A 20,252-nucleotide genomic window follows, 5' to 3' on the forward strand; every position below is an offset into this window, starting at 1 on the left:
TCTTTTGGCAGAGGGATTCCAGAATCTTTCTTCCCTGCCTCTTTGGTCAGCGTAACAGTTTCTCTCTCAATACTGTTCGGTTAAGGCAGAGACACGATAAATCGCCGTCTTTACAAGAATCAGTCCTTCGTCCTGACGGCGATTTATCGCGGATTTGGGATCTATATATTTTCATCAAATAACCTTAACCGAACCATATTGGTTTCACTCTGACAAAAATATGACTAGAGGATTTTTTGAGTTCAAACCGGATTGCGATATTTTCAGTAGGCAGATACTTCTAATCTTCATAGTTTCAGTATTTTTGACCAGGGTAGAAAAACCCCTTTTTGATAAACTAAGAGCGCATTTTGGATTAAATGTGTTCTTACTTGCGGCTGGATTTCTTATTTTTGATGAAAAACCATCTCTTGAAAAAATTCAACAGCGAGTTATGCTATGACTGCGACACCTAAATTAAGATACTTGAACTGGATTCAACAAAGATTCCACCAGCTTAGTATTCGGCAAAAAATTTTTTATGGATATGGTTTGGCTTTGGGAATTGCAGTTTTAGGAACAACAGCAGGGTTGGTAATAGGCGATCGCTACTTCCAACAAGCCAGACAACAGATGAACTTGGCAGATGAAGAAGGAAGCTTGTTAAGTAGTTTGCAAGGTGAACTGTTAGAAATACAGATTAACCAGCAAGAAATAGTGCCTTTTTTACAGCAGCCACAAACATTTCAAAGGGGAATTTCTAATTTTAAAAGCGATCTGGCGAATACGGAAACTTTGCTTTCCCAGGCACAAGAATTTAGTCAAACCACTTCCGAAAGGGATTTACAAGCTCTGCTCACAAAGCATCACATCACTATAGCCGAATATTTTGAACAACTTAGAGCGCTGATTCGGCAAATTTTGCCATTAACTTCACAGCCAGATGGAGCTATAAAAGCGCAGCAATTAATCTCGAAATTTAGTCAAAGTCAGGATGCTCTCAAGTTTTATCAATTTGCTCATGAGTTAACCGACTTTGCCAAAACAGTTCAAGAACGCCAAGAGGAAGCTGATGTAGCCCAAGAAAAGGCTGCGCTCATCCAAGCCCAGATTATTATTGGTAGTATGGTGTTGTCAGTAGCGATCGCTGTTATGCTGGCTTTCTACACAAGTACAATCATTGCCCATCCCATTAAGGCAGTGACAAATATTGCCCAAAAAGTTACCCAAGAAGCCAATTTTGACTTACGAGCCTCTGTAACTACACAAGATGAAGTAGGGGACTTAAGCAACTCCCTTAACCAGCTAATCCAACAGGTAAAGCACCTTCTAGAAGAACAACAAACCGAAGCCCAAGTCCGACTAATTCAAAGTGAGAAAATGTCTAGTTTAGGACGGATGCTGGCTGGTGTCGCTCACGAAATTAATAATCCTGTAAATTTCATTTCTGGCAACCTTGTACATGCGAAAACCTATACTGATGATTTGTTAGCATTACTGCAAACATACAAAGCCGAAGTTCCGCATCCTTCCACTGCTGTGCAAACTCTAGCAGAAGAAATTGACTTGGAGTTTCTAGAAGCGGATTTACCAAAACTTTTCAACTCAATGAAAGTTGGCGCTGAACGCACACGAGAAATTGTCCGCAGCTTGAAAGATTTTTCTCGTCTTGATGAGGGAGAGGCGCAGTTAATAGATTTACACGCCTGTCTAGATAGTACATTATTGATTCTGAACAATCGCCTGAAAAATGGTATTAACCTTGTTCGCAGCTATGGAGAGATTCCAGCGATTCCAGGCTATACAGGTTTACTTTATCAGGTATTTATGAATCTTCTCAGCAATGCACTTGATGCTTTGGAAGAAAAATCGGCTGATAATCCCGAATTTGTCCCGGAAATTATCATTATCACAGAACGCCGGGAGAATGATTTGGTGGTAGTGCGAATTGCTGACAATGGCCCTGGTATTTCGCCAGAAAACCAGAAAAAGATATTTGAAACATTTTTTACAACTAAACCACGAGGTATTGGTACTGGTTTGGGGCTAGCGATCGCACATCAAATTGTCGTAGAAAAACATAAAGGTAAAATTACCTGCCAGTCGGAATTAAATCAAGGTACAGAGTTTGCCTTAGCTTTACCTACTACAAATATTGCTCTACCGATTTCTCACCCTTGAGCTATAGCGGTTCCCATTCCGATGCGGTGGAACATGATATCGCCAGGTGTAGGGGAAAAATATTGGTAACGAAAAGGTTTTAAGAAGCAAATTCACCTTTCGGTAGATTTAGACAGAATCATCAAAACTGTATATTTGGATGGGGTAACACATAATTTGCTACAAAACCTCATACCCAATCAGTAATTTCAAGATCAACAGATGAAATTTTGATTTAATTCTAGTTAATTTGTCCCATAAGTTCCTCATCAGCCATGACATCCCCTGAGCCTCAAACTGATTTTGGAGAAAAAACTCCAGAAACCTCATTTGAGCCACCTTCTGGAAAACGGCGGTGGCTTTGGTTATTTTTAGCTGCACTACTATTGTTAGGGGGCGGAACAGCTATAATTTGGCGTTTGCTCACTCCGCAAAATTCAGCACTTTCAACTGCTAACACTCAACCTCAAGGGGTAAGAGTCAAGATATCCACAGTCCAAAGCGGCATTATTGAGGAAAGTTCGGATTTTATTGCTAGCCTAAAGTCCCAGCATTCAATCATTCTTCAGCCAAGGATTCAGGGTCAAGTTACCCAGATATTTGTCAAATCGGGAGATCCAGTTGCCGAAGGAGCGGCAATTATCCAAGTAGATCGTACAGCACAAGCAGCGATCGCTCTTAACAATGCTCCGCCTCAAGCATTTTTACTGCAACTGGAAAATGCCCGCGCTACACTCAAATCTCTGGAAGCCCAACGAGCATCATACGTTGCTAATGTGCAATTGTATCAGCAGACCTACGAAAAGTATTCCGTTTTAGCTGACCAAGGAGCCGTGTCTCGACAAAGTCGCAATCAATTTGCTGACAGACTCGCTAATGCTAAGACTAATCTTGATGCCATTGATTCCAGGATTCAAGCACAACGAGCCAACATATTGCAAGCTGAAAAAAGTTTGCAGCAAGCTAATATAAATACTCAACCACAACAGATTCAGTCCGACAAAATTACCGCTCCCTTTAGTGGCACAGTTGGTAACATCGCTGTGAAAGTTGGTGATTTAGTTAATACTTCCACCCAACTAGTTAATTTCACGCAAAATCGACCTTTAGAAGTCAATATCTCAGTACCACTACAGCAAGGGCCACAATTGCGGAAGGGGATGCCGGTGGAGGTTATGAATACACAAGGTCAAAAACTTGGTAGAAGTAGGGTATTTTTCATTGCACCTAATGCCAGTAATGACACACAAGGGGTACTAATCAAAGCCCTTTTTGACAACTCTAACGGTGAGTTACATGCAGATCAATTAGTCAGAGCTAGAGTGTTTTGGAATCAGCGCCCCGGAATTTTAATTCCCACAACAGCAATGACTCGTATAGGTGGAGACACTTTTGTTTATGTAGTTGAAACAGAAAAATCTCCCCAAGGTATATCCCAAGAAGTAGCTCGACAAAGGCGAGTGAAGTTAGGCGAGATCAAAGATAATAATTACCAAGTTATTGAAGGATTACAGCCTGAAGATAAAGTTATTATCTCTGGGTTGCTCAATCTTAGGGATGGTGTTGCGATCGTTCCAGAATCTTAGTACAGCATTTGATTGGGTATGGGGCATGGGGCATTATCCCTCATCTGCCTCATCTCCCCACTCCCTTCCCTAGCGAAGCATCTCTAGCTCCGCTTCTGAATCTTATTCAATCTGCGTTTACAAATTCCAAATAGCCATTACTAAGTTCCTTCACCGCCAAATCATAAAATTGCTTCCCGTGTTCTGGTGTTGCTAAAGCCGGATTTGATCCCATACGTCCATCTGGATAACGCACTCGAAAGTCAGCGGCGCTATAAATCTTATGTCCACTTGCAACTTCTGGTGATAGGGGTGCTTGCTTAATCGCTTCTGGATAAACGTACTGGGTGAGGGCTACTTCGCTTGGTGTTGCATGAGAACCTTCTTGATCCCCATATAACTCTTTAGCTAGCCTATATACAGAACCGCACATAAACCAGTTTGCCACAAGACATTGCACCTGTTGAGCATTGGCAATCTGCAAATCTTCTAAATGAGCGTAAGTTTCGGAGAAAGCCGCTTTCAGGGTGGCGATATTACCACCGTGTCCGTTGATAAAGTAAAACTTGGTAAAACCAGCTTTGGCTAAACAAGTTACATAATCTCGTATTACTTGAATTAAAGTGCTGGGACGCAGACTGATTGTGCCAGGAAAGGCAGTATGATGCAGCGCCATGCCTACATTGATTGTAGGGCCAACGATCGCACCAGTTACATCACCCACACCAGCTGCGATCGCTTCTGCACAAATAGCATCAGTGCCAATTAACCCTGTTGGCCCGTGTTGTTCTGTGGAACCAATAGGGAAAATAATTCCCCTTGACTGCTGTAAATAAGCTTCGACTTCTTGCCAAGTACTTAAATGCAGTAACATTTTTGATGGATTTCCTCAATAAAATTGCGGTGGTAATAAAGCTTTTTTTGTTACACAGTATCTTCTGTAACTAAACTCCCACTAAGATGATTATGAACTCTTTAGATTTTCGGTGCTAGCGATCGCTACAATTTTGATTTATGACAATTGCAAGCCACAAATCCCCAACAACTTTTACGAAGTCGGGGATCTTGTTTTTCACGAATAATTTAGCATTCAATTATGAAATGTTGCTTTTGTAGATCGTCAAGAAAAGGAAGGGGATCAATCTTAACTCTTGACTAATCAAAGTAATAATGTTTTTTCACGTCCTTTGTAATTTCCCAAATGCAGGACATGTCAGCAGGAAAAATCACCAAATCGCCTTTACCCATTTGCACTGGCTGTCCACCATCAGGAGTAACAATTACATTGCCTTCCAAAAAGTAACAAGTTTCTTGAGAATCATAAGTCCAAGGGAATTTTGAGACTTCCTTTTGCCAAATTTCCCATTTATAGACACCCAATTGATTGAGGCGTTCTTGTCTGGGCTGATGCTCAATTTTAATTTCCATATCGCGTTCTTTCTAGTTAAATTCAGCAGTAGGATTGAATATCCTCTCCACACTGATCTACTAAATAACACAAAGCGCGAAAACGCAAGTAAACAAGTTCGTTATAAAGCGGATTTAGCTTGCACATTGGCGGAATATGGACTATTGTGCGACCAAAAAGCTTGATATCACGCTCAAATGGGCACTGGGCAGGAATCAGTTTCGCAATAAATTTGGCTAATTTCCGATTCTGAATTTCAATTTTGTCCAGCCTTTGACGCAATGGTTGCAGTAAATCTAATTTAGATAATTGGTTTTTACCATCTGCTTGATTATTTTCTGCCAAAGGTTGAATAAAAGCAGGTAGAAAAATTCGCCGAGTACTTGTTTTAAGCATAGTTTTAGGCAAGGGTTTCCTTGTGTAGATGAACTATTTGCCGATTGGGAATATTACCATCTAATATGTCTGATCAATTTGCATTATGCTTGGAAATCAAGAATTAGAGTAAGCACAATCCAAATATTTTGCATACATCCTTTGGATGGAAATTGTTTAACTAATTGTTATTTAAACCCACCAAATCAGGAAGAACTGTCCCGTTAAATACAAAATAACAAAGAAAATATAAAAATGGCATTTCTTTAACTTATGATTACTTATCTCGGATATAGCAATTTGATATATTAAATATAAATTCTTGGTTATGAAACTGCCTAGTATCTAGAGATGGACTTTGGAGGAGTAAAATACAGTTGAACCCTGAATCCATATAGACTTCGCTAGGATTAGCCTCTAATATCTAGCGATTTTAGACTATTAAATAGCTAGTAATCCGTCCGATATGTTACAGTAGCTAACCTAGATATTATCTAAATAAGTAGCAAGAAATCCTTTGATAAATCCAAGTTACTATACTAAGCATTTCTGGCATTTACCAAAATATTTGTAATCAATGCATCGGGTGTAATACCAGTTTATGAAAACCCTGATACATATAGGTTTCTCGTCAGAGTGTGGCATTATCTATTGGTGTCAACTTACAGCTATTTTCAGGTAAATAGACCACACCGTAGGGGCAATTCATGAATTGCCCTTACGACAGATGTGGTTCAAATACATGAAAACTGGTGGAAAAGCAACGCTAAACCAAGGTTTTAGGGCAATACAGTTCAGTGAAGCATCTCTTTCTTCTCTCTGCATTCTCTGCGCCTCGGCGGTTCGTTAAAAAATTGATTTTGGAACCAGAGTTTTAGCTCTAACTGAACCGTATTGAGTTTTAGGGATGAAGGGTTTAAGACTAAATTGACCAACAGGCTGATGACCTTTGCTGAAGCTGCTAATATATATCAGGGATTTTCTGAAATGGTATAATCATCAAAATCTTATTTCTTAAAATATCTCAAGTTGTAACGATCTTGATATTTGTTGATATACTCTACATTTTGCTGCTCTAACTTTGACAGCAATTTAGGCGGAAATGCTTTTGCTGGATATATAGGCCTATACCAAGGTTGCTTATCAAAGTAATCTTGTAATCCACCAGTATCAAAACGACGACCGTGGCGGGCAAAAATAGAATTTCGCATAATATCTAGTTGGAAACCGTCTTTACCAGCCAAATCTGCATCAGTTACAGATATTTGGGAAAGCCAGGAATAATTGTTGACTGCCGTGGTATCAACTGGCGGTATTGATGTAGGGGGGGAAGGTGGAGATTGAGTAGGAACTGATGGAGTAGTTGGGATAAATTCGGGAGTTGTAATCGCGGGGCTGGTGATAGTTGATGGTGTTTCTGAAGGTAATACCGTTTTGTCTGCTGTAGATTGAGTAGGTTTTGTTAACACTTGGCTAATAATCACAGATGCGCCAACTAGCCCACCTGCGATTAAACTACCGATGAGAATATTATTCTGATTATTTTGAGGGGTAGGCTGTGGTTTGATAGGTAACGTCTGAGGTGGTGGTGCAGAGACAACAGTCGGTTGAGTCAAGAGGGGTTGCGTCGGTGGAATTGGATTTGCTATGCTCTGCAAAGTATCCAGCATTGCTCTAGCTGTAGGATAGCGATCGCGCGGATGATAAGCGATCGCTTTATCAATTACTCCTGCCATAATTGGGCTAACATGACTCGCATACTGTCGCCAGACAATTTCACCTGTTTGGGAATTTGTTTCTAGTTGCTGTGCTTGCTTACCAGTCAGCAAATAAATTACCGTCATTCCTAAACTATATAAATCACTAGAAAAAACTGGTCTACCTGCGGCTTGTTCGCTAGGCATATAGCCAGGTGTCCCAATGACAATAGAACTGGTAGGATTACCTTGAGAATTAACCACTGTTCCCATTGATTCCCGCACAGCACCAAAATCAATTAGCACTGGTTTGCGATCGCGATCGCGCACAATGATATTATCCGGTTTAATATCGCGGTGAACGATATGCTTAGAGTGAACGTAATCCAGGATTGGTAATAAATTTATGAATAATTCCTGGACAGCGCTTTCGCTAAATAACCCCTGTTTTTGAACTTTTCCAGTTAGGGTATCGCCTTCAACCCACTCCTGAACTAAGTAAAATTGTCCGCCAGAGGAGAAATAGGCATACAATGCTGGAATTTGGTCAGATGCGCCGCCGAGTTCTTCTAAAATAGCTGCTTCCCGTTGAAACCTCTCCTGTACCAGTTGGTAAATTTGGGGATTGTTGTGAATCGGTCTTAGCTGTTTAACCACACAACGGCGCTTTGAGGGCATATAAGTATCCTCCGCTAGATAGGTTTCACCAAACCCACCAGCGCCCAGTGTGCGAATAACTTGATAGCGATCGTTTAGCAGCTGTATTGTCATGGGATATTATCAGCGATATTCATGTCTATTAGTTTTCCCAAAACAACCTTCATTTCAAATCTAGTAAACCTTCTTCTTTCAATTTAGGATTGAAGCGAATTTGCATTTGCAAACCACGCACTTCTAGTAATTGCGTTGAAATTTCTGCTTCTACTCTCCGCGCCACATTTTTAATAATTTTCGTTTGTGCTAATTCGTCATTAGCTGGATTTTGATATTTTTCCAGTTCTTCAGGTGTCATTACCACTTTGACATCAATGGGATGAGTCCATTTTTCCTTATTATCCCCGTTTCCCCAAGGCATACTGCCATTTTCCGCAATCCAAGCATTTTCAGTATTTTCTAAAATTGTGCGACTAGGGCGTTCAATAGTTTGAACTTTCACCCAATAGCAGTGTTGTGGCTGACGGACTAAATGCTGCTTGAGACTGAGGTAAACATCACGGGAGTATCCGACAAATTGCAGTCCTTGTTCTTGGTCAAAAATAGCATATACCCCAATTTTACCTTGAAATTGTTCGGGTAATTGACCACTATCATTAATGTAAGGAATGTATTCTAGGGTTGCCAAAGAAGAAAGATTGGTTTCAAGAGCCATAAATCAAAATATTAAACTTACTACCAGAATTGAGAATTGCTAATTAAGGAAAAATTCTCTTTTAAAGATTACCAAATTTCTGGTAAATTGCACAAAGGCGACTAGGTTTAAAAATCTTAGCACTAAACATAAAATTTGGTGGGACGTTGATAATGGCATATTCCTCCGATTCATGATACTTTTCAAATTCTGCGGGCATTCCTTTAGTTGTAGTTAAGCTGTAAGGAACTGGTTGAAAAAGTAATTCTGTAAATTTAACTTGTTCACACTGCAATTGTTGACGAATTTGGTTCAAGAAAGCATTGCTTGTCAATAAATTAAATAAAGTTTCTTGAGCTTGTGCTTCTAAGGTGAAACTACCGTCAAAGTTCTGAACGATTTTAAGAGGCATTTTTTGTATGGGTAGTTATATGACAACTAAGTGAAAAATTACCACTTTAAGAGGATGTTTTAAAAGTGGTTGGCTGTAATTTTAGGCACTTGTTGACCCCCCCTAACCCCCTTTTTTAAGGGGGAAGAATCAAAGTCCCCCTTTTTAAGGGGAGCCACTGCGTTGGGCGGGTTCCCCGACTTGAAGCACGTGGCGTGGATTTAGGGGGATCTAAAACTTTTTGCTACCGACCAGAGGACTTTTAAAACATCCTCTAAGATCAGCCTATTGGATTGTGTGACTTCTGTCAGCCACAAAAGGAAGCCGGCATGATTAAGAATCGTGAAGTTGAGCAGATTTATTCAGAGATTGGTGATTTTTCCTTAACACTGTGCTGACAAAGGCCAGATATTATACTTAGAACAGAGTAAAAAAATAAGTGGATAATTGTGATATGAACCACAACTATCCACTCAAATTTTACTAAATGCGGGTTACTAGAAAAAACCCAATTAGATTATTGGAACTTTGGAAAAGTCAAATCAATTAACGTGACTCAGTTCCCTGGTTGGGGCTACCTGCTACAGAATCCTCTCCTGGTGCTTCTGGGGTAGCGGTGGGTTTAGCATCACTCTTTTCAGCATCGCCAGTTTTACGGATATTTTCATCGATGGGGGTTTGATAACCACCAGAAGCAGTAGGTGTACTTTCTTGATTATTAGATTTTTGTTTTTGTTGTTCAGCCATGACTACATTCCTAATCATTTATTCTTGGGATTATCTTAAAAAATTAGCGGTGTGAATGTATCTATCCAAAATCTAGTTATTGCGGATGCGCCCCTCTATCGTAAGTATTGTTCACTACTACTCATGTATGCTGACAACAATCCATCTATCAAGGTGTAATTCATGAACCAAAGCAATCTATCGTTACCATCTGGATGTATTCTTCGCAAAGCAACCTCTGCGGATAAATGGTCGATTCGATTGCTGATATTCTCAGCGAAACTCGACCCAAGTCAATTAAAATGGCAACAATTTTGGGTAGTTGAATATGATGCAAATCTCGTAGCTTGCGGACAGCTACGTAATTTTTCAGGGGCACAAGAACTTGGTAGTTTGGTCGTTACATCAACTTGGAGAGGTCGTGGTTTGGGTACTTTCCTAATACAACATTTGATTAATACAGCAACACAACCGCTTTATCTTGAATGTTTAGGTGAAGGATTAGCACAGTTTTACAGTCGTTTTGACTTTGTGCCAATATCTTTTGAAGACTTACCAGAATTTCCTAAAACAGGAGGCTTGTCTACGCTCAAGGGGAAATTTAGATTTTCACAATTAGCTAAAAGATTGCTCAGAGTTCCTGTAGTGTTCATGGAATATCGAGCTAATTCGTAATTCGTAATTAAGATACCTAGAACAAGGCTTTATGCAAACAGTTTGCAATCTTTTTCTCTTCTCCATTTTCTATTCTCGTGTTTTCAAATTGGAGGTTTAGTAAAAATTGTTAGCAATACTGGCCCTAATAAATAGTGGTGATTCAAACACAATAACCCAACAGAGGAGCCAAGAAGTTGACGTTGATTAGGGCTGTAAAGTGTAATTCCACGTGGGGAAACTGGCAATAATTGAGGTTTTGAATCTTGTTTGCAGGTAATGTCAACCAAGTAGAAACGTCCACCGGGAGAAAGTACCCGTGCTATTTCACTCACCACTTGTTTCGGTTCCAAATAGTGTAAGAAGCTGATAGTGCTAAAAACAGCGTCAAATTGACCATCGGCAAAGGGAAGAGACTCAGCTTTGCCCTCAATATAAATTAAACGTGGACGGTGACGGTTGCTCTGTCTTGCTACGCGCAACATATTAGCAGATAAATCCAATCCAGTGCCTTGCAGGTCGGGAAACTGAGTAGCAAGGCGCTCAAGTAAGCGTCCAGTGCCACAGCCGATATCAAGTACGTTTGCTTGTTCTGGCAAATCGACTGACTCCAACAACCGTTTGTGAACGGCTCGATAAAACACTGAAGGAAAGAGCCAGTCGTAACTTGATGCCCATAGGTCAAAAAGGAGCTTTTTGTTACTGAAAAAGTTATCAGTCATTAGTTTTCGCAGTTTTCTTAAAGCTTGATGCTTTTTTAGCTGCGCCTCCAAGAGTTGGTTAACAACACAAGTTAACTATAGCGGTTCTGAATTGCTTGTAATATTGGTCTTTTCTAGGGTTAGTTAAGATAATCTGTGCGTTAGTCTACGGCGTAACACAACGCTAATTGCTTCTCTTGTCGGAGACGCTCGCTGTGCATAGCTTGGTTACAAGGCTACAAGTCAGCAAAGCCGACGTACTGCCTCCCCAACTAAAATGCAGTTTGGCACAAAAGATATGTTCTCTTTGATAAACCATCGGGAACCATAGCACTTGAATGTGTAGTTAATAGTGTACCTAGAGACTCATTCTATCTCTGGAGAGAACCAAGGAATGAACAATCAGTGCATAAAACTATAGAACCTAAGTGTATTTATTTATAGAGGTTCAAATATAGCAAATTCAATCTAGTTTCAAATTATCAAGGTGAAAAATTATGAAAAGCTTTATTCAAACCCAATTACACAATGAGCTACTGCACCCAGTCCGTGAGTGGTTGGAAACGAGAGAAATTCATAACTCCAAATTGGCTCATTTTCTCTGCAAAGCTATTCCTGCTCAGTGTCCTTTTGAGCAAGACATCATAGTGTTTGGTCGGAAGCTGTTGCACATTCCTCCGATGTGTAAATTAAATCCACTATACGAGGAAGTGGTTGGTTTGCGTTTTAAAGCCCTCTGTTATCTTGCCGATGAATGCGGTGAAGATGTGACTGCTTATTGCTAATAGCTAGTCGGATTGGTTTTTGATCGAGTAGCTATATGTAATTGCAAACTTACGGTTGTTACTTACTCAGGTTTATACTAAGCTAACGTACACCTAATTAGATGTTTGGCTATTAAGTAGCTGACATCTCGCTAAAGTGTTTTTAGACAGTATTTTTGCTTACCGTACCTTGCTTAAATCACGAACATCATCATGACGCACATCTTACTGGTTGAAGATGAAGTCAAACTGGCGCGATTTGTCGAATTAGAATTGAATTATGAAGGCTATCAAGTCAGTATTGCCTACGATGGATTAACTGCACTCATCGCAGCGCGTGAGTTACATCTAGATTTAGTAATTTTAGACTGGATGTTGCCAGGTTTATCGGGGTTAGAAATTTGCCGCCACCTGCGAAGTATTGGCGATAAAGTGCCGATAATTTTATTAACCGTCAAAGATGAATTTAGCGATCGCATTGTAGGCTTAGATGCTGGTGCTGATGATTACCTCGTTAAACCCTTCAGTAATGATGAATTATTAGCGAGAGTTGGCGCTCATCTGCGAAGAAGTCGGCAAGCAGATGCCGCAGATGTTTTAGAATTTTAAGACCTAAGTTTAAATCGTCGTCAGCGCCAAGTGTAGCGAGATCGTTGGGCATTGGGCATTAGGCATTGGTTATTAATTCTTCTCCCTCATCTCCCCCTACTCCCTACTCCCCGTCGCCAGTGTTAAATTTCGACTAACGCGGATGCCTCAAAACTACTTATCAGATGAAGATTTGGGATTTTTGGCAATCTCAGCAAAAACTCATCCAACTCAGGGTTAATAATACTAGGATGCACAAAGCCGCGATCGTCTAAAATCCAAAATTCCATGACCTATCTAGAAACAGTAGCGCAATTCTACCGCGAAGTTGCTGAAACCCCGCAAGTTGGACTTTGTTGTGTGCAAAGTACACCCCTACAACTACCAGGATTAAAAATTCCTTTGGCAATGCAGGAAATGAACTATGGTTGTGGCACCACTGTTCATCCCACCGAACTAGGAAAGCAACCCACTGTGCTATATGTTGGTGTAGGTGGTGGTTTAGAAGCGTTACAATTTGCTTATTTTTCCCGCTATGGAGGTGCTGTAATTGCTGTTGAACCAGTTGCAGCCATGCGGGAAGCAGCTACACGGAATTTGGAAAGGGCTGCTCAAGAAAACTCCTGGTTTGACTCCAGCTTTGTAGAAATCCGTGAAGGCGATGCTTTTAATTTACCCGTTGCTGATGCTACCGTCGATATCGTGGCGCAAAATTGCCTTTTCAATATCTTTGAACCAGAAGATTTAAGCCGTGCTTTACAAGAAGCCTATCGGGTATTAAAACCAGGTGGACGTTTACAGATGAGCGATCCAATTGCTCTTAGTCCAATTCCACCACATCTTCAACAAGATGAACGATTGAGAGCTATGTGTTTATCAGGCGCACTCACGTATCAACAATATACTGAACGGATTACAAACGCTGGGTTTGGCCAAGTTGAAATTCGTGCCCGTCGTCCTTATCGTCTACTAGATTTTCAAACTTATAATCTGGAAGAAAACTTACTTTTAGAAAGTCTAGATTCAGTCTCATTTAAAGTTCCGATTCCACAAGATGGAGCTTGTATCTTCACTGGAAAAACTGCAATCTATGCTGGATTAAAACCCTTCTTCGATGATTCAGCAGGTCATATACTTCAGCGAGGCATCCCTGCCGCAGTGTGCGATAAAACTGCTGCTAAACTTGCAGCTATCAATCCAGCAGAAATAATTGTTACCAATTCAACTTGGCACTATAGCGGTGGTGGTTGTTGTTAATTTATTAATAATTCAGGTATCAGGAGCGGGGCCGGAGATGCTCCGCCTCCGGTTAGAATTCAGAATAATTCTGTGCGACTAGGAAATAAATGCACAATTTGAATATTTCACTAATTATATCCATTCTGAGTTCTGGATTATGACTTCTTCTTTATCAGCCCCAAAATGTTGTTAATTAGTCTATTTATCGCTACACTTTTTTTAGCATACTCCAATGGTGCAAATGACAATTTTAAAGGGGTAGCAACCTTGTTTGGCAGCCGAACTAGCAGCTATCAAACAGCAATTTTGTGGGCAACTTTTACAACTTTTGCTGGTGCAGTAACTGCAACTTTTTTGGCAAGCACACTAATTAAAAACTTCTCTGGAAAAGGATTATTACCAGATGCGATCGCTAATGCACCAGAGTTTCATATAGCAGTTGCGATCGCTGCTGGTTTAACTGTACTCATAGCTACCCTTATGGGATTTCCCATTTCCACAACTCACAGTTTAACTGGTGCGATTGTTGGTGCTGCATTAGTTGCGATCGGACTCCAAGTTAATTTTGCAGTTTTGGGAACTTCCTTTATTTTACCTCTTTTACTCAGTCCAATTATTGCGATTCCCTTGGGAGCGGGAATTTACAGCTTATCTGGCTATATCAATTCTAAATGGAACCTGCCAGTCAATCAGAAAATGATTGATACTTGCCATTTTATCAGCGCTGGGATTATCTGTTTTACAAGAGGATTAAATGATACTCCTAAGATTTGCTCAATCATTTTAATTATTGAGTATTTCTCAATTCAGGGAGGAATGATCACGATTGCTATGGCAATGGCACTTGGCGGGTTACTCAATTCCCAAAAAGTGGCTGTAACCATGAGTGAAAACATAACTTCTATGAATCGTCATCAAGGTTTATCGGCAAATATAGTAACTGGAGTTTTAATAATTGTAGCTAGTCGGTTTGGGCTTCCCGTTTCTACCACCTATGTTTCAGTTGGTTCTATTTTTGGCGTAGGGTTGATTGGTAAAAAAGCTAGTATACGTGTTTTTTATCAGATACTATTATCATGGATTTTAACTTTACCTACTGCTGCAATTATTAGTGGAATAATTTACAGATTATTGCAAGGTTAGATTAATTTCATAATTCCATATATTTATGCCATGTTTAAGGAGTAGTAATTCATGCAGATTCAATCCAAATCTTCACTAGATACAGCAGTTACACCATTTAATCAAAAAATTAACTTCCCTTTAGAAAAAAAGGGAATTACTGTTTTACAAATTAATCTAGGGAAACGTTGCAACCTTTCCTGTACACACTGTCATGTCGAAGCTAGCCCAAAACGGACAGAAGAACTTTCTCCTGAGATTTGCGAAGAATTAGTTTCACTAATTTACAGATTCCCCGAAATTAAAATTGTGGATTTAACAGGTGGCGCACCCGAAATTAATTATGGTTTTAAGCCACTGGTAGAAGCAGCAAGGATAAATGGTAAGCAGGTAATTGTCCGATCTAACTTGACTATTTATTTTGAAGATGGATTTGGTGATTTACCCGAATACTTTGCGAAACACCAAGTAAGAGTTGTGGCTTCTTTACCATGCTATTTAGCAGATAATGTTGATAAAATGCGCGGTGCTGGTGTTTTTGATAGTTCGGTCAAAGCTTTGCAGTGGCTGAACAAAGTCGGCTACGGTAAAGAACCAAATCTAATTTTGGATTTGATATTTAATCCACAGTTACCCACAGGTGAAAAATTTTCCTTAGCTCCCGAACAGACTAACCTAGAACGAGATTATAAAATGTTCTTACAAGAACATTTTGATATTGCATTTAATAACCTCTTCACTATTACCAATCTACCAGTTGGTAGAACCAAAATGCATTTAGAACGGAGGAAACTCTATACTAGCTATCTACAGTTTTTAGAGGCGCATTTCAATGTCAACACAGTTGAACATTTAATGTGTCGCGATGAACTTTCAATTGACTATCTGGGCAATGTATATGATTGTGACTTTAACCAGATGATGAATTTACCTGCAAAAACTCACAATGGTGAAACTCTAAAAGTTAGCAAGTTGCTGGAAGCTGGCAGATTAGACTTGATTAGTGATATCCAAACTGCTGCTTATTGCTATGGCTGTACTGCTGGATGTGGTTCTAGTTGTGGTGGTGCTTTAATCTAAACTAAATACCTGAGAGTGTCATCGCTAAAAAAGTCTGTTACAAAAATTGTTACGAGTGCGTTGTTATTGGGCTATTACTTTATGATGATATTTAGTTAAGCTCCTTACAGTATACTGAAAGCCGTGAAACATAACGTTTTACGGCTTTTTCCCTTTTAAGCTAGATTGGAGCCAATGCTTATTTGTCGCTGATGGCAAATTTAACCTGTGCTAAGTGGATAAAAATATTTATTTCTCAGATTAACGGCGCGATCGCATTAAATTCAAGGATATTAATAAATATCTCCTAAAAGCAGGATGTAAAAACAACAATAATTTACACCCTACCTCCTGTAGACGCGATTAATCGCGTCTCTCTTCATGCTTCTTCTGAATTTTCACTCTTACGTCCTGGGGATGCTTCGTAAAGTGCATCGAGATGTTGACGCGCATCTTCAACGTTAATCGAACGCATTACCAAAAGCGGCTCTTTAATTAAGTTACCTGCGCTATCTAATAACTCTGGATGGGGTACAAACCGTTTCTTCGATGAATAATAACCATAGTTACCTTGATTATTCATTGGCGAAGAATTTGTCGGGTAAGTTCGCTCCCGATCAAAACTGAACATAATCAGGTTACGAATTAAGTTGCCAACAGCCATAAATGCAAGGATTGTAAAAGCAAGAATGTAAAGCAGGTGTAACATTGGATTTTCCTCCAGAACAGCAATTTTTAAAACTTTATTTTGTAACGCTTTGTTTCGCCTATCCTGTGACTCACAGTTGAGACGACTATTTGACGCACTTTTATGCGCTTACATTTATATGGAGCTATTTGTCAACCGTTATTCCACTTACGGTAACATAGGATACATTATTTTGTTAATCTAAATAATGTTAAGAAATTGTTAAGCTTTTTGTACTATCTCTTTAATGACTGATTTAGCGTCTTGTCGTTAAACATTGCTAAATAGTCTGCGGAAATTTAACAGATGCTCCCATCTACTTAAGCTTCACGCCCTTGACGAAAGCGCATTGCGACATTCCAACACTCTGTCACTAATTGATGCCAAGGCATTAATGTTGCCATATCAATCCCGACTTGTTTATCAGTAGCAGTAAACAGCATCCTTGCGGTACTTAGTTCGTCTTGGGCTTGCTTAACACGTAAGAGCAAGTCAGATTGCTCTTGGTCACTCATAAATGATAGCTGCTCAGTTTCGAGTAAATGGCGCGATCGCACAAACCAATGCTGAAAATCTTCCAGTAGGGGTTCTAAAACCGTTTTCAGCAACTCAGTCCCTGGTAAATTTGAGTCTGACATAAATGAGAAGGATATTTCCAACTTTCTTACTAATATTAACGTTATTTACGTTTCTTAACATTATTTTTATTTATTATTATCTAATTTTTTTGAAAAACGTAACAGAATGTAACAAATAACACAGAATTTATTATATAGTCTTGCTATCTGGTTTGTACAGTTCCTTTAGAGTGTTCCAAAAAAGAAATGATCCAAAACCCGTTGTTGCGAGCAAAGCGAAGCAATCGCAGCCCTTGGGATTGCTTTGCTTCTCTACGAGACGCTTCGCGAACGCTCGCAATGACAATTGGGCATTTTTTACTTGGAGTACTCTTAATAAGTATCTATATATATTGATGGGAGGTAGTTGACACCGAGTTGCAATTTGTCAGATAACTTAGCGATGTCTACGACGGGCTACACCTACGCCTGGAATCATAAATTTACCACTCAGCTAACTGATTAAAATTATCCCTGGCGAGAAACTAATTCGGGAGTTGGAAGATAAAGCTGAAAAAAGCAACATGAGAACCGCTTACCAGTACCGATTAAGGTTGACCACAATGCAGCAAACCACGATTGATCAGTGGCTTGAACTTGCACGTCGTCAATACAACTACAGGCTTCATGTTTGTCATGAATGTGGACTGACGTTAGATCGTGACCACAATGCAGCAATCAACATTAAATATTTGGCGGTAGGGCATTCCGTCAATAAAGCTCAGGCTACGCCCGATGGAATACCAGGGGTCACTGAGAAGCCCGCGCTCTATGCCTCAGCATCAGCGTCGGGAGTATGTCACTAAGCCTACAGATTCAGATAAATCACCTTTTGTAATCACCTCGCCAACGGTTCAGCAGCCAATGTCGCCAAATTCATCAAATCAGTCACAACAGTCAGAACAAGTTGAAAAAATCTATTTACCGCGTACCAGCGAATCGGAGAACTTAAAAAAGATTCGCCACACAGCTTCCCATGTAATGGCAATGGCGGTACAAAAGCTGTTTCCCAAGGCGCAAGTTACAATCGGCCCTTGGATTGAAAACGGTTTTTACTACGACTTCGACAGTCCAGAACCATTTAGCGAAAACGATCTCAAAGCCATCAAGAAAGAGATGGTGAAGATTATCAATCGCAAATTGCCAGTAATTCGGGAAGAAGTCAGCCGAGAAGAAGCCGCACGCCGCATTGAGGAAATTAAGGAACCTTATAAGCTAGAAATTCTGGCAGATATCAAAAACGAACCAATTACGATTTACCACCTGGGGAATGAATGGTGGGATTTGTGTGCGGGGCCTCATCTGGAAAATATCAGCGAATTAAACCCGAAAGCAATTGAATTAGAAAGTGTTGCGGGTGCTTATTGGCGTGGGGATGAAACTAAAGCCCAATTACAACGCATCTACGCCACCGCTTGGGAAAGTCCAGAACAACTGGCTGAATATAAGCGGCGCAAAGAAGAAGCGCTACGACGAGATCACCGGAAACTTGGGAAGGAACTGGGATTATTTATATTTTCCGATCTAGTGGGGCCGGGTTTACCTTTGTGGACACCAAAGGGTACTCTGTTGCGGAGTACTTTAGAAGACTTCCTCAAGCAAGAACAGGTAAAACGGGGTTATTTATCTGTAGTAACACCTCACATTGCCAGAGTAGATTTATTTAAAACCTCTGGACATTGGCAGAAATATAAAGAAGATATGTTCCCTTTAATGGCAGACGATCAAGAAGCTGCTGCACAGGAACAGGGCTTCGTGATGAAGCCGATGAACTGCCCTTTCCATATCCAAATATATAAGAGTGAGTTACGCTCTTATCGGGAACTACCGATGCGACTAGCGGAATTTGGTACTGTTTACCGTTACGAACAATCAGGCGAATTGGGCGGTTTAACGCGGGTGCGCGGTTTTACTGTGGATGATTCTCACCTGTTCGTCACCCCAGAACAGCTAGATAGCGAATTCCTCAGTGTAGTGGATTTGATTTTGTCGGTGTTTAATAGTCTGCAACTGAAGAACTTTAAAGCTAGACTCAGTTTCCGCGATCCTGCTAGTGATAAGTACATCGGTTCAGATGAAGTTTGGGACAAAGCCGAAGGTGCAATTCGCCGTGCAGTTGAAACTTTGGGGATGGAACACTTTGAAGGGATTGGAGAAGCGGCTTTTTATGGCCCCAAACTTGACTTTATCTTTAGTGATGCCCTAGATCGGGAATGGCAATTAGGAACTGTGCAGGTGGATTACAATTTACCTGAACGCTTTGAGTTGGAATACGTCGCTGAAGATGGGGTTCGCAAACGTCCAGTGATGATTCACCGTGCGCCTTTTGGTTCGCTGGAACGGCTAATTGGGATCTTAATTGAAGAATATGCAGGTGATTTCCCTTTGTGGTTAGCACCAGTGCAAGCTAGATTACTGCCAGTGGGTGATACACAGCTAGACTTTGCGAAAGATGTGGTAGCGAAGATGAGAGCGTTGGGCATCCGTGCAGAAGTTGATACCAGTGGCGATCGCTTGGGTAAACAAATTCGCAATGCAGAGAAAGAAAAAATACCCGTGATGGCTGTGGTGGGAGCTAAGGAAGTGGAAACCAACACCTTGAGTATCCGTACCCGCGCTTCTGGAGAATTGGGAGTTATAGCTGTCGATGAGGTGCTGGATAAGATGAAGGATGCGATCGCTAAGTTCGAGAATTTCTAAAATCTTCTAACCGCAGACGCACACTAATTATATATTGGTGTGCGTTTTGGTTATCTGGTAGGTTTTGGGAAGGTGCGATCGTAACGTATTTAATTATCCAAGACTTGTTAACGGAGATAAAAGGTGGATTCATCCAGTTCAAATACTCGTTAACGGAGATAAAAGGTGGATTCATCCAGTTCAAATACTCGTTAACGGAGATAAAAGGTGGATTCATCCAGTTCAAAGACTCGTTAACGGAGATAAAAGGTGGATTCATCCAGTTCAAATACTCGTTAACGGAGATAAAAGGTGGATTCATCCAGTTCAAATACTCGTTAACGGAGATAAAAGGTGGATTCATCCAGTTCAAATACTCGTTAACGGAGATAAAAGGTGGATTTATCCAGTTCAAATACTCATTTTAATTTTAACTTTTCATGAGATTTGGAAAGTCAGAAAGTATCACAGGCAACAAAAGTTTTCTCAATC

Annotated in this window: 21 protein-coding genes and 1 pseudogene; 10 read left to right on the forward strand and 12 right to left on the reverse strand. The window is 40.3% G+C overall.

All coding sequences use genetic code 11. The features are described 5' to 3' along the window. Positions 1-438 precede the first annotated feature (438 nt). Together GTQ43_RS09100 and GTQ43_RS09105 are read left to right on the forward strand one after the other, a co-directional pair. Entirely contained in the window at positions 439-2,160 is a 1,722-nt protein-coding gene (locus GTQ43_RS09100; RefSeq protein ID WP_265272300.1) for an ATP-binding protein, read from the forward strand. A 254-nt stretch (positions 2,161-2,414) separates the two neighbouring features. Next, positions 2,415-3,725 (forward strand): efflux RND transporter periplasmic adaptor subunit, encoded by a 1,311-nt coding sequence (locus GTQ43_RS09105; protein ID WP_265272301.1) that lies wholly within the window; start codon positions 2,415-2,417, stop codon positions 3,723-3,725. Positions 3,726-3,831: 106 nt separating this feature from the next. On the opposite strand, the gene GTQ43_RS09110 is transcribed toward GTQ43_RS09105, so the two are convergent. The 7 genes from GTQ43_RS09110 to GTQ43_RS09140 all read right to left on the reverse strand — a co-directional run bounded on the left by GTQ43_RS09110 (position 3,832) and on the right by GTQ43_RS09140 (position 9,670). Continuing rightward, a complete protein-coding gene (locus tag GTQ43_RS09110; RefSeq protein WP_265272302.1) occupies positions 3,832-4,578 on the reverse strand; it encodes a creatininase family protein in 747 nt (248 codons plus the stop codon). A gap of 281 nt (positions 4,579-4,859) precedes the next feature. Continuing rightward, entirely contained in the window at positions 4,860-5,132 is a 273-nt protein-coding gene (locus GTQ43_RS09115) for a cupin domain-containing protein (RefSeq protein WP_265272303.1), read from the reverse strand. 22 nt (positions 5,133-5,154) lie between these two features. Further along, the gene (locus GTQ43_RS09120; RefSeq protein WP_265272304.1) at positions 5,155-5,508 is read right to left on the reverse strand and encodes a Mo-dependent nitrogenase C-terminal domain-containing protein; all 354 of its coding nucleotides are present in this window, start codon (positions 5,506-5,508) and stop codon (positions 5,155-5,157) included. A gap of 986 nt (positions 5,509-6,494) precedes the next feature. After that, positions 6,495-7,955: a protein kinase domain-containing protein gene (locus GTQ43_RS09125; RefSeq protein ID WP_265272305.1), complete on the reverse strand. Its 1,461-nt coding sequence runs from the start codon at positions 7,953-7,955 to the stop codon at positions 6,495-6,497. 49 nt (positions 7,956-8,004) lie between these two features. Then, the gene (locus GTQ43_RS09130) at positions 8,005-8,553 is read right to left on the reverse strand and encodes a GIY-YIG nuclease family protein (RefSeq protein WP_265272306.1); all 549 of its coding nucleotides are present in this window, start codon (positions 8,551-8,553) and stop codon (positions 8,005-8,007) included. A gap of 61 nt (positions 8,554-8,614) precedes the next feature. Further along, positions 8,615-8,944 carry a hypothetical protein gene (locus tag GTQ43_RS09135; RefSeq protein WP_265272307.1) on the reverse strand — a complete coding sequence of 110 codons (330 nt, stop codon included), beginning with the start codon at positions 8,942-8,944 and terminating at the stop codon, positions 8,615-8,617. Between the two features lie 525 nt (positions 8,945-9,469). Beyond that, entirely contained in the window at positions 9,470-9,670 is a 201-nt protein-coding gene (locus GTQ43_RS09140) for a hypothetical protein (RefSeq protein ID WP_265272308.1), read from the reverse strand. 162 nt (positions 9,671-9,832) lie between these two features. On the opposite strand from GTQ43_RS09140, the gene GTQ43_RS09145 reads away from it, so the two are divergent. Further along, complete coding sequence (locus tag GTQ43_RS09145; protein ID WP_265272309.1) at positions 9,833-10,324, forward strand: GNAT family N-acetyltransferase; 492 nt, start codon at positions 9,833-9,835, stop codon at positions 10,322-10,324. Between the two features lie 83 nt (positions 10,325-10,407). On the opposite strand, the gene GTQ43_RS09150 is transcribed toward GTQ43_RS09145, so the two are convergent. Then, on the reverse strand, positions 10,408-11,025 hold the full coding sequence (locus GTQ43_RS09150) for a class I SAM-dependent methyltransferase (protein WP_265272310.1): 618 nt from the start codon (positions 11,023-11,025) through the stop codon (positions 10,408-10,410). Between the two features lie 476 nt (positions 11,026-11,501). Here GTQ43_RS09150 and GTQ43_RS09155 point away from each other — a divergent pair, with 476 nt between their 5' ends. Together GTQ43_RS09155 and GTQ43_RS09160 are read left to right on the forward strand one after the other, a co-directional pair. Continuing rightward, entirely contained in the window at positions 11,502-11,789 is a 288-nt protein-coding gene (locus GTQ43_RS09155) for a Mo-dependent nitrogenase C-terminal domain-containing protein (protein ID WP_265272311.1), read from the forward strand. A 192-nt stretch (positions 11,790-11,981) separates the two neighbouring features. Beyond that, positions 11,982-12,374: pseudogene (locus tag GTQ43_RS09160) on the forward strand (response regulator transcription factor); the annotation flags it as partial. Positions 12,375-12,499: 125 nt separating this feature from the next. Here GTQ43_RS09160 and GTQ43_RS09165 read toward each other — a convergent pair. After that, the gene (locus tag GTQ43_RS09165; protein WP_265272312.1) at positions 12,500-12,646 is read right to left on the reverse strand and encodes a hypothetical protein; all 147 of its coding nucleotides are present in this window, start codon (positions 12,644-12,646) and stop codon (positions 12,500-12,502) included. Here GTQ43_RS09165 and arsM point away from each other — a divergent pair. The 3 genes from arsM (at position 12,645) to arsS (ending at position 15,797) form a co-directional block, all read left to right on the forward strand. Beyond that, positions 12,645-13,613: an arsenosugar biosynthesis arsenite methyltransferase ArsM gene (arsM, locus tag GTQ43_RS09170; protein WP_265272313.1), complete on the forward strand. Its 969-nt coding sequence runs from the start codon at positions 12,645-12,647 to the stop codon at positions 13,611-13,613. The genes GTQ43_RS09165 and arsM overlap by 2 nt on opposite strands. Before the next feature lie 165 nt (positions 13,614-13,778). Next, on the forward strand, positions 13,779-14,738 hold the full coding sequence (locus GTQ43_RS09175) for an inorganic phosphate transporter (RefSeq protein ID WP_265272314.1): 960 nt from the start codon (positions 13,779-13,781) through the stop codon (positions 14,736-14,738). Between the two features lie 51 nt (positions 14,739-14,789). Beyond that, entirely contained in the window at positions 14,790-15,797 is a 1,008-nt protein-coding gene (gene arsS / locus GTQ43_RS09180; RefSeq protein WP_265272315.1) for an arsenosugar biosynthesis radical SAM (seleno)protein ArsS, read from the forward strand. Positions 15,798-16,155: 358 nt separating this feature from the next. Here arsS and GTQ43_RS09185 read toward each other — a convergent pair whose 3' ends face one another. Beyond that, on the reverse strand, positions 16,156-16,485 hold the full coding sequence (locus GTQ43_RS09185; protein WP_181154329.1) for a DUF2973 domain-containing protein: 330 nt from the start codon (positions 16,483-16,485) through the stop codon (positions 16,156-16,158). Positions 16,486-16,784: 299 nt separating this feature from the next. Beyond that, positions 16,785-17,102 (reverse strand): DUF2605 domain-containing protein, encoded by a 318-nt coding sequence (locus tag GTQ43_RS09190; RefSeq protein WP_265272316.1) that lies wholly within the window; start codon positions 17,100-17,102, stop codon positions 16,785-16,787. 467 nt (positions 17,103-17,569) lie between these two features. Between GTQ43_RS09190 and GTQ43_RS09195 the strand changes: the two genes are divergently transcribed. Together GTQ43_RS09195 and thrS are read left to right on the forward strand one after the other, a co-directional pair. Continuing rightward, the gene (locus GTQ43_RS09195; RefSeq protein WP_414859114.1) at positions 17,570-17,887 is read left to right on the forward strand and encodes a zinc ribbon domain-containing protein; all 318 of its coding nucleotides are present in this window, start codon (positions 17,570-17,572) and stop codon (positions 17,885-17,887) included. A 58-nt stretch (positions 17,888-17,945) separates the two neighbouring features. Beyond that, positions 17,946-19,781 carry a threonine--tRNA ligase gene (gene thrS / locus GTQ43_RS09200; RefSeq protein WP_265273717.1) on the forward strand — a complete coding sequence of 612 codons (1,836 nt, stop codon included), beginning with the start codon at positions 17,946-17,948 and terminating at the stop codon, positions 19,779-19,781. On the opposite strand, the gene GTQ43_RS09205 is transcribed toward thrS, so the two are convergent. Beyond that, positions 19,762-20,175, reverse strand: coding sequence for a hypothetical protein (locus GTQ43_RS09205; protein ID WP_265272317.1), 414 nt, complete (start codon positions 20,173-20,175; stop codon positions 19,762-19,764). The genes thrS and GTQ43_RS09205 overlap by 20 nt on opposite strands. Positions 20,176-20,252: the final 77 nt, after the last annotated feature.

The sequence above is a fragment of the Nostoc sp. KVJ3 genome, assembly GCF_026127265.1.
Classification (GTDB): domain Bacteria; phylum Cyanobacteriota; class Cyanobacteriia; order Cyanobacteriales; family Nostocaceae; genus Nostoc.

Excerpts from the sequence above, each read along its gene's own strand:
- GTQ43_RS09100 (WP_265272300.1), top strand. The coding sequence starts at position 439 with ATGACTGCGACACCTAAATTAAGATACTTGAACTGGATTCAACAAAGA.
- GTQ43_RS09105 (WP_265272301.1), top strand. The coding sequence starts at position 2,415 with ATGACATCCCCTGAGCCTCAAACTGATTTTGGAGAAAAAACTCCAGAA.
- GTQ43_RS09110 (WP_265272302.1), bottom strand. The coding sequence starts at position 4,578 with ATGTTACTGCATTTAAGTACTTGGCAAGAAGTCGAAGCTTATTTACAG.
- GTQ43_RS09115 (WP_265272303.1), bottom strand. The coding sequence starts at position 5,132 with ATGGAAATTAAAATTGAGCATCAGCCCAGACAAGAACGCCTCAATCAA.
- GTQ43_RS09120 (WP_265272304.1), bottom strand. The coding sequence starts at position 5,508 with ATGCTTAAAACAAGTACTCGGCGAATTTTTCTACCTGCTTTTATTCAA.
- GTQ43_RS09125 (WP_265272305.1), bottom strand. The coding sequence starts at position 7,955 with ATGACAATACAGCTGCTAAACGATCGCTATCAAGTTATTCGCACACTG.
- GTQ43_RS09130 (WP_265272306.1), bottom strand. The coding sequence starts at position 8,553 with ATGGCTCTTGAAACCAATCTTTCTTCTTTGGCAACCCTAGAATACATT.
- GTQ43_RS09135 (WP_265272307.1), bottom strand. The coding sequence starts at position 8,944 with ATGCCTCTTAAAATCGTTCAGAACTTTGACGGTAGTTTCACCTTAGAA.
- GTQ43_RS09140 (WP_265272308.1), bottom strand. The coding sequence starts at position 9,670 with ATGGCTGAACAACAAAAACAAAAATCTAATAATCAAGAAAGTACACCT.
- GTQ43_RS09145 (WP_265272309.1), top strand. The coding sequence starts at position 9,833 with ATGAACCAAAGCAATCTATCGTTACCATCTGGATGTATTCTTCGCAAA.
- GTQ43_RS09150 (WP_265272310.1), bottom strand. The coding sequence starts at position 11,025 with ATGACTGATAACTTTTTCAGTAACAAAAAGCTCCTTTTTGACCTATGG.
- GTQ43_RS09155 (WP_265272311.1), top strand. The coding sequence starts at position 11,502 with ATGAAAAGCTTTATTCAAACCCAATTACACAATGAGCTACTGCACCCA.
- arsM (WP_265272313.1), top strand. The coding sequence starts at position 12,645 with ATGACCTATCTAGAAACAGTAGCGCAATTCTACCGCGAAGTTGCTGAA.
- GTQ43_RS09165 (WP_265272312.1), bottom strand. The coding sequence starts at position 12,646 with ATGGAATTTTGGATTTTAGACGATCGCGGCTTTGTGCATCCTAGTATT.
- GTQ43_RS09175 (WP_265272314.1), top strand. The coding sequence starts at position 13,779 with ATGTTGTTAATTAGTCTATTTATCGCTACACTTTTTTTAGCATACTCC.
- arsS (WP_265272315.1), top strand. The coding sequence starts at position 14,790 with ATGCAGATTCAATCCAAATCTTCACTAGATACAGCAGTTACACCATTT.
- GTQ43_RS09185 (WP_181154329.1), bottom strand. The coding sequence starts at position 16,485 with ATGTTACACCTGCTTTACATTCTTGCTTTTACAATCCTTGCATTTATG.
- GTQ43_RS09190 (WP_265272316.1), bottom strand. The coding sequence starts at position 17,102 with ATGTCAGACTCAAATTTACCAGGGACTGAGTTGCTGAAAACGGTTTTA.
- thrS (WP_265273717.1), top strand. The coding sequence starts at position 17,946 with ATGTCGCCAAATTCATCAAATCAGTCACAACAGTCAGAACAAGTTGAA.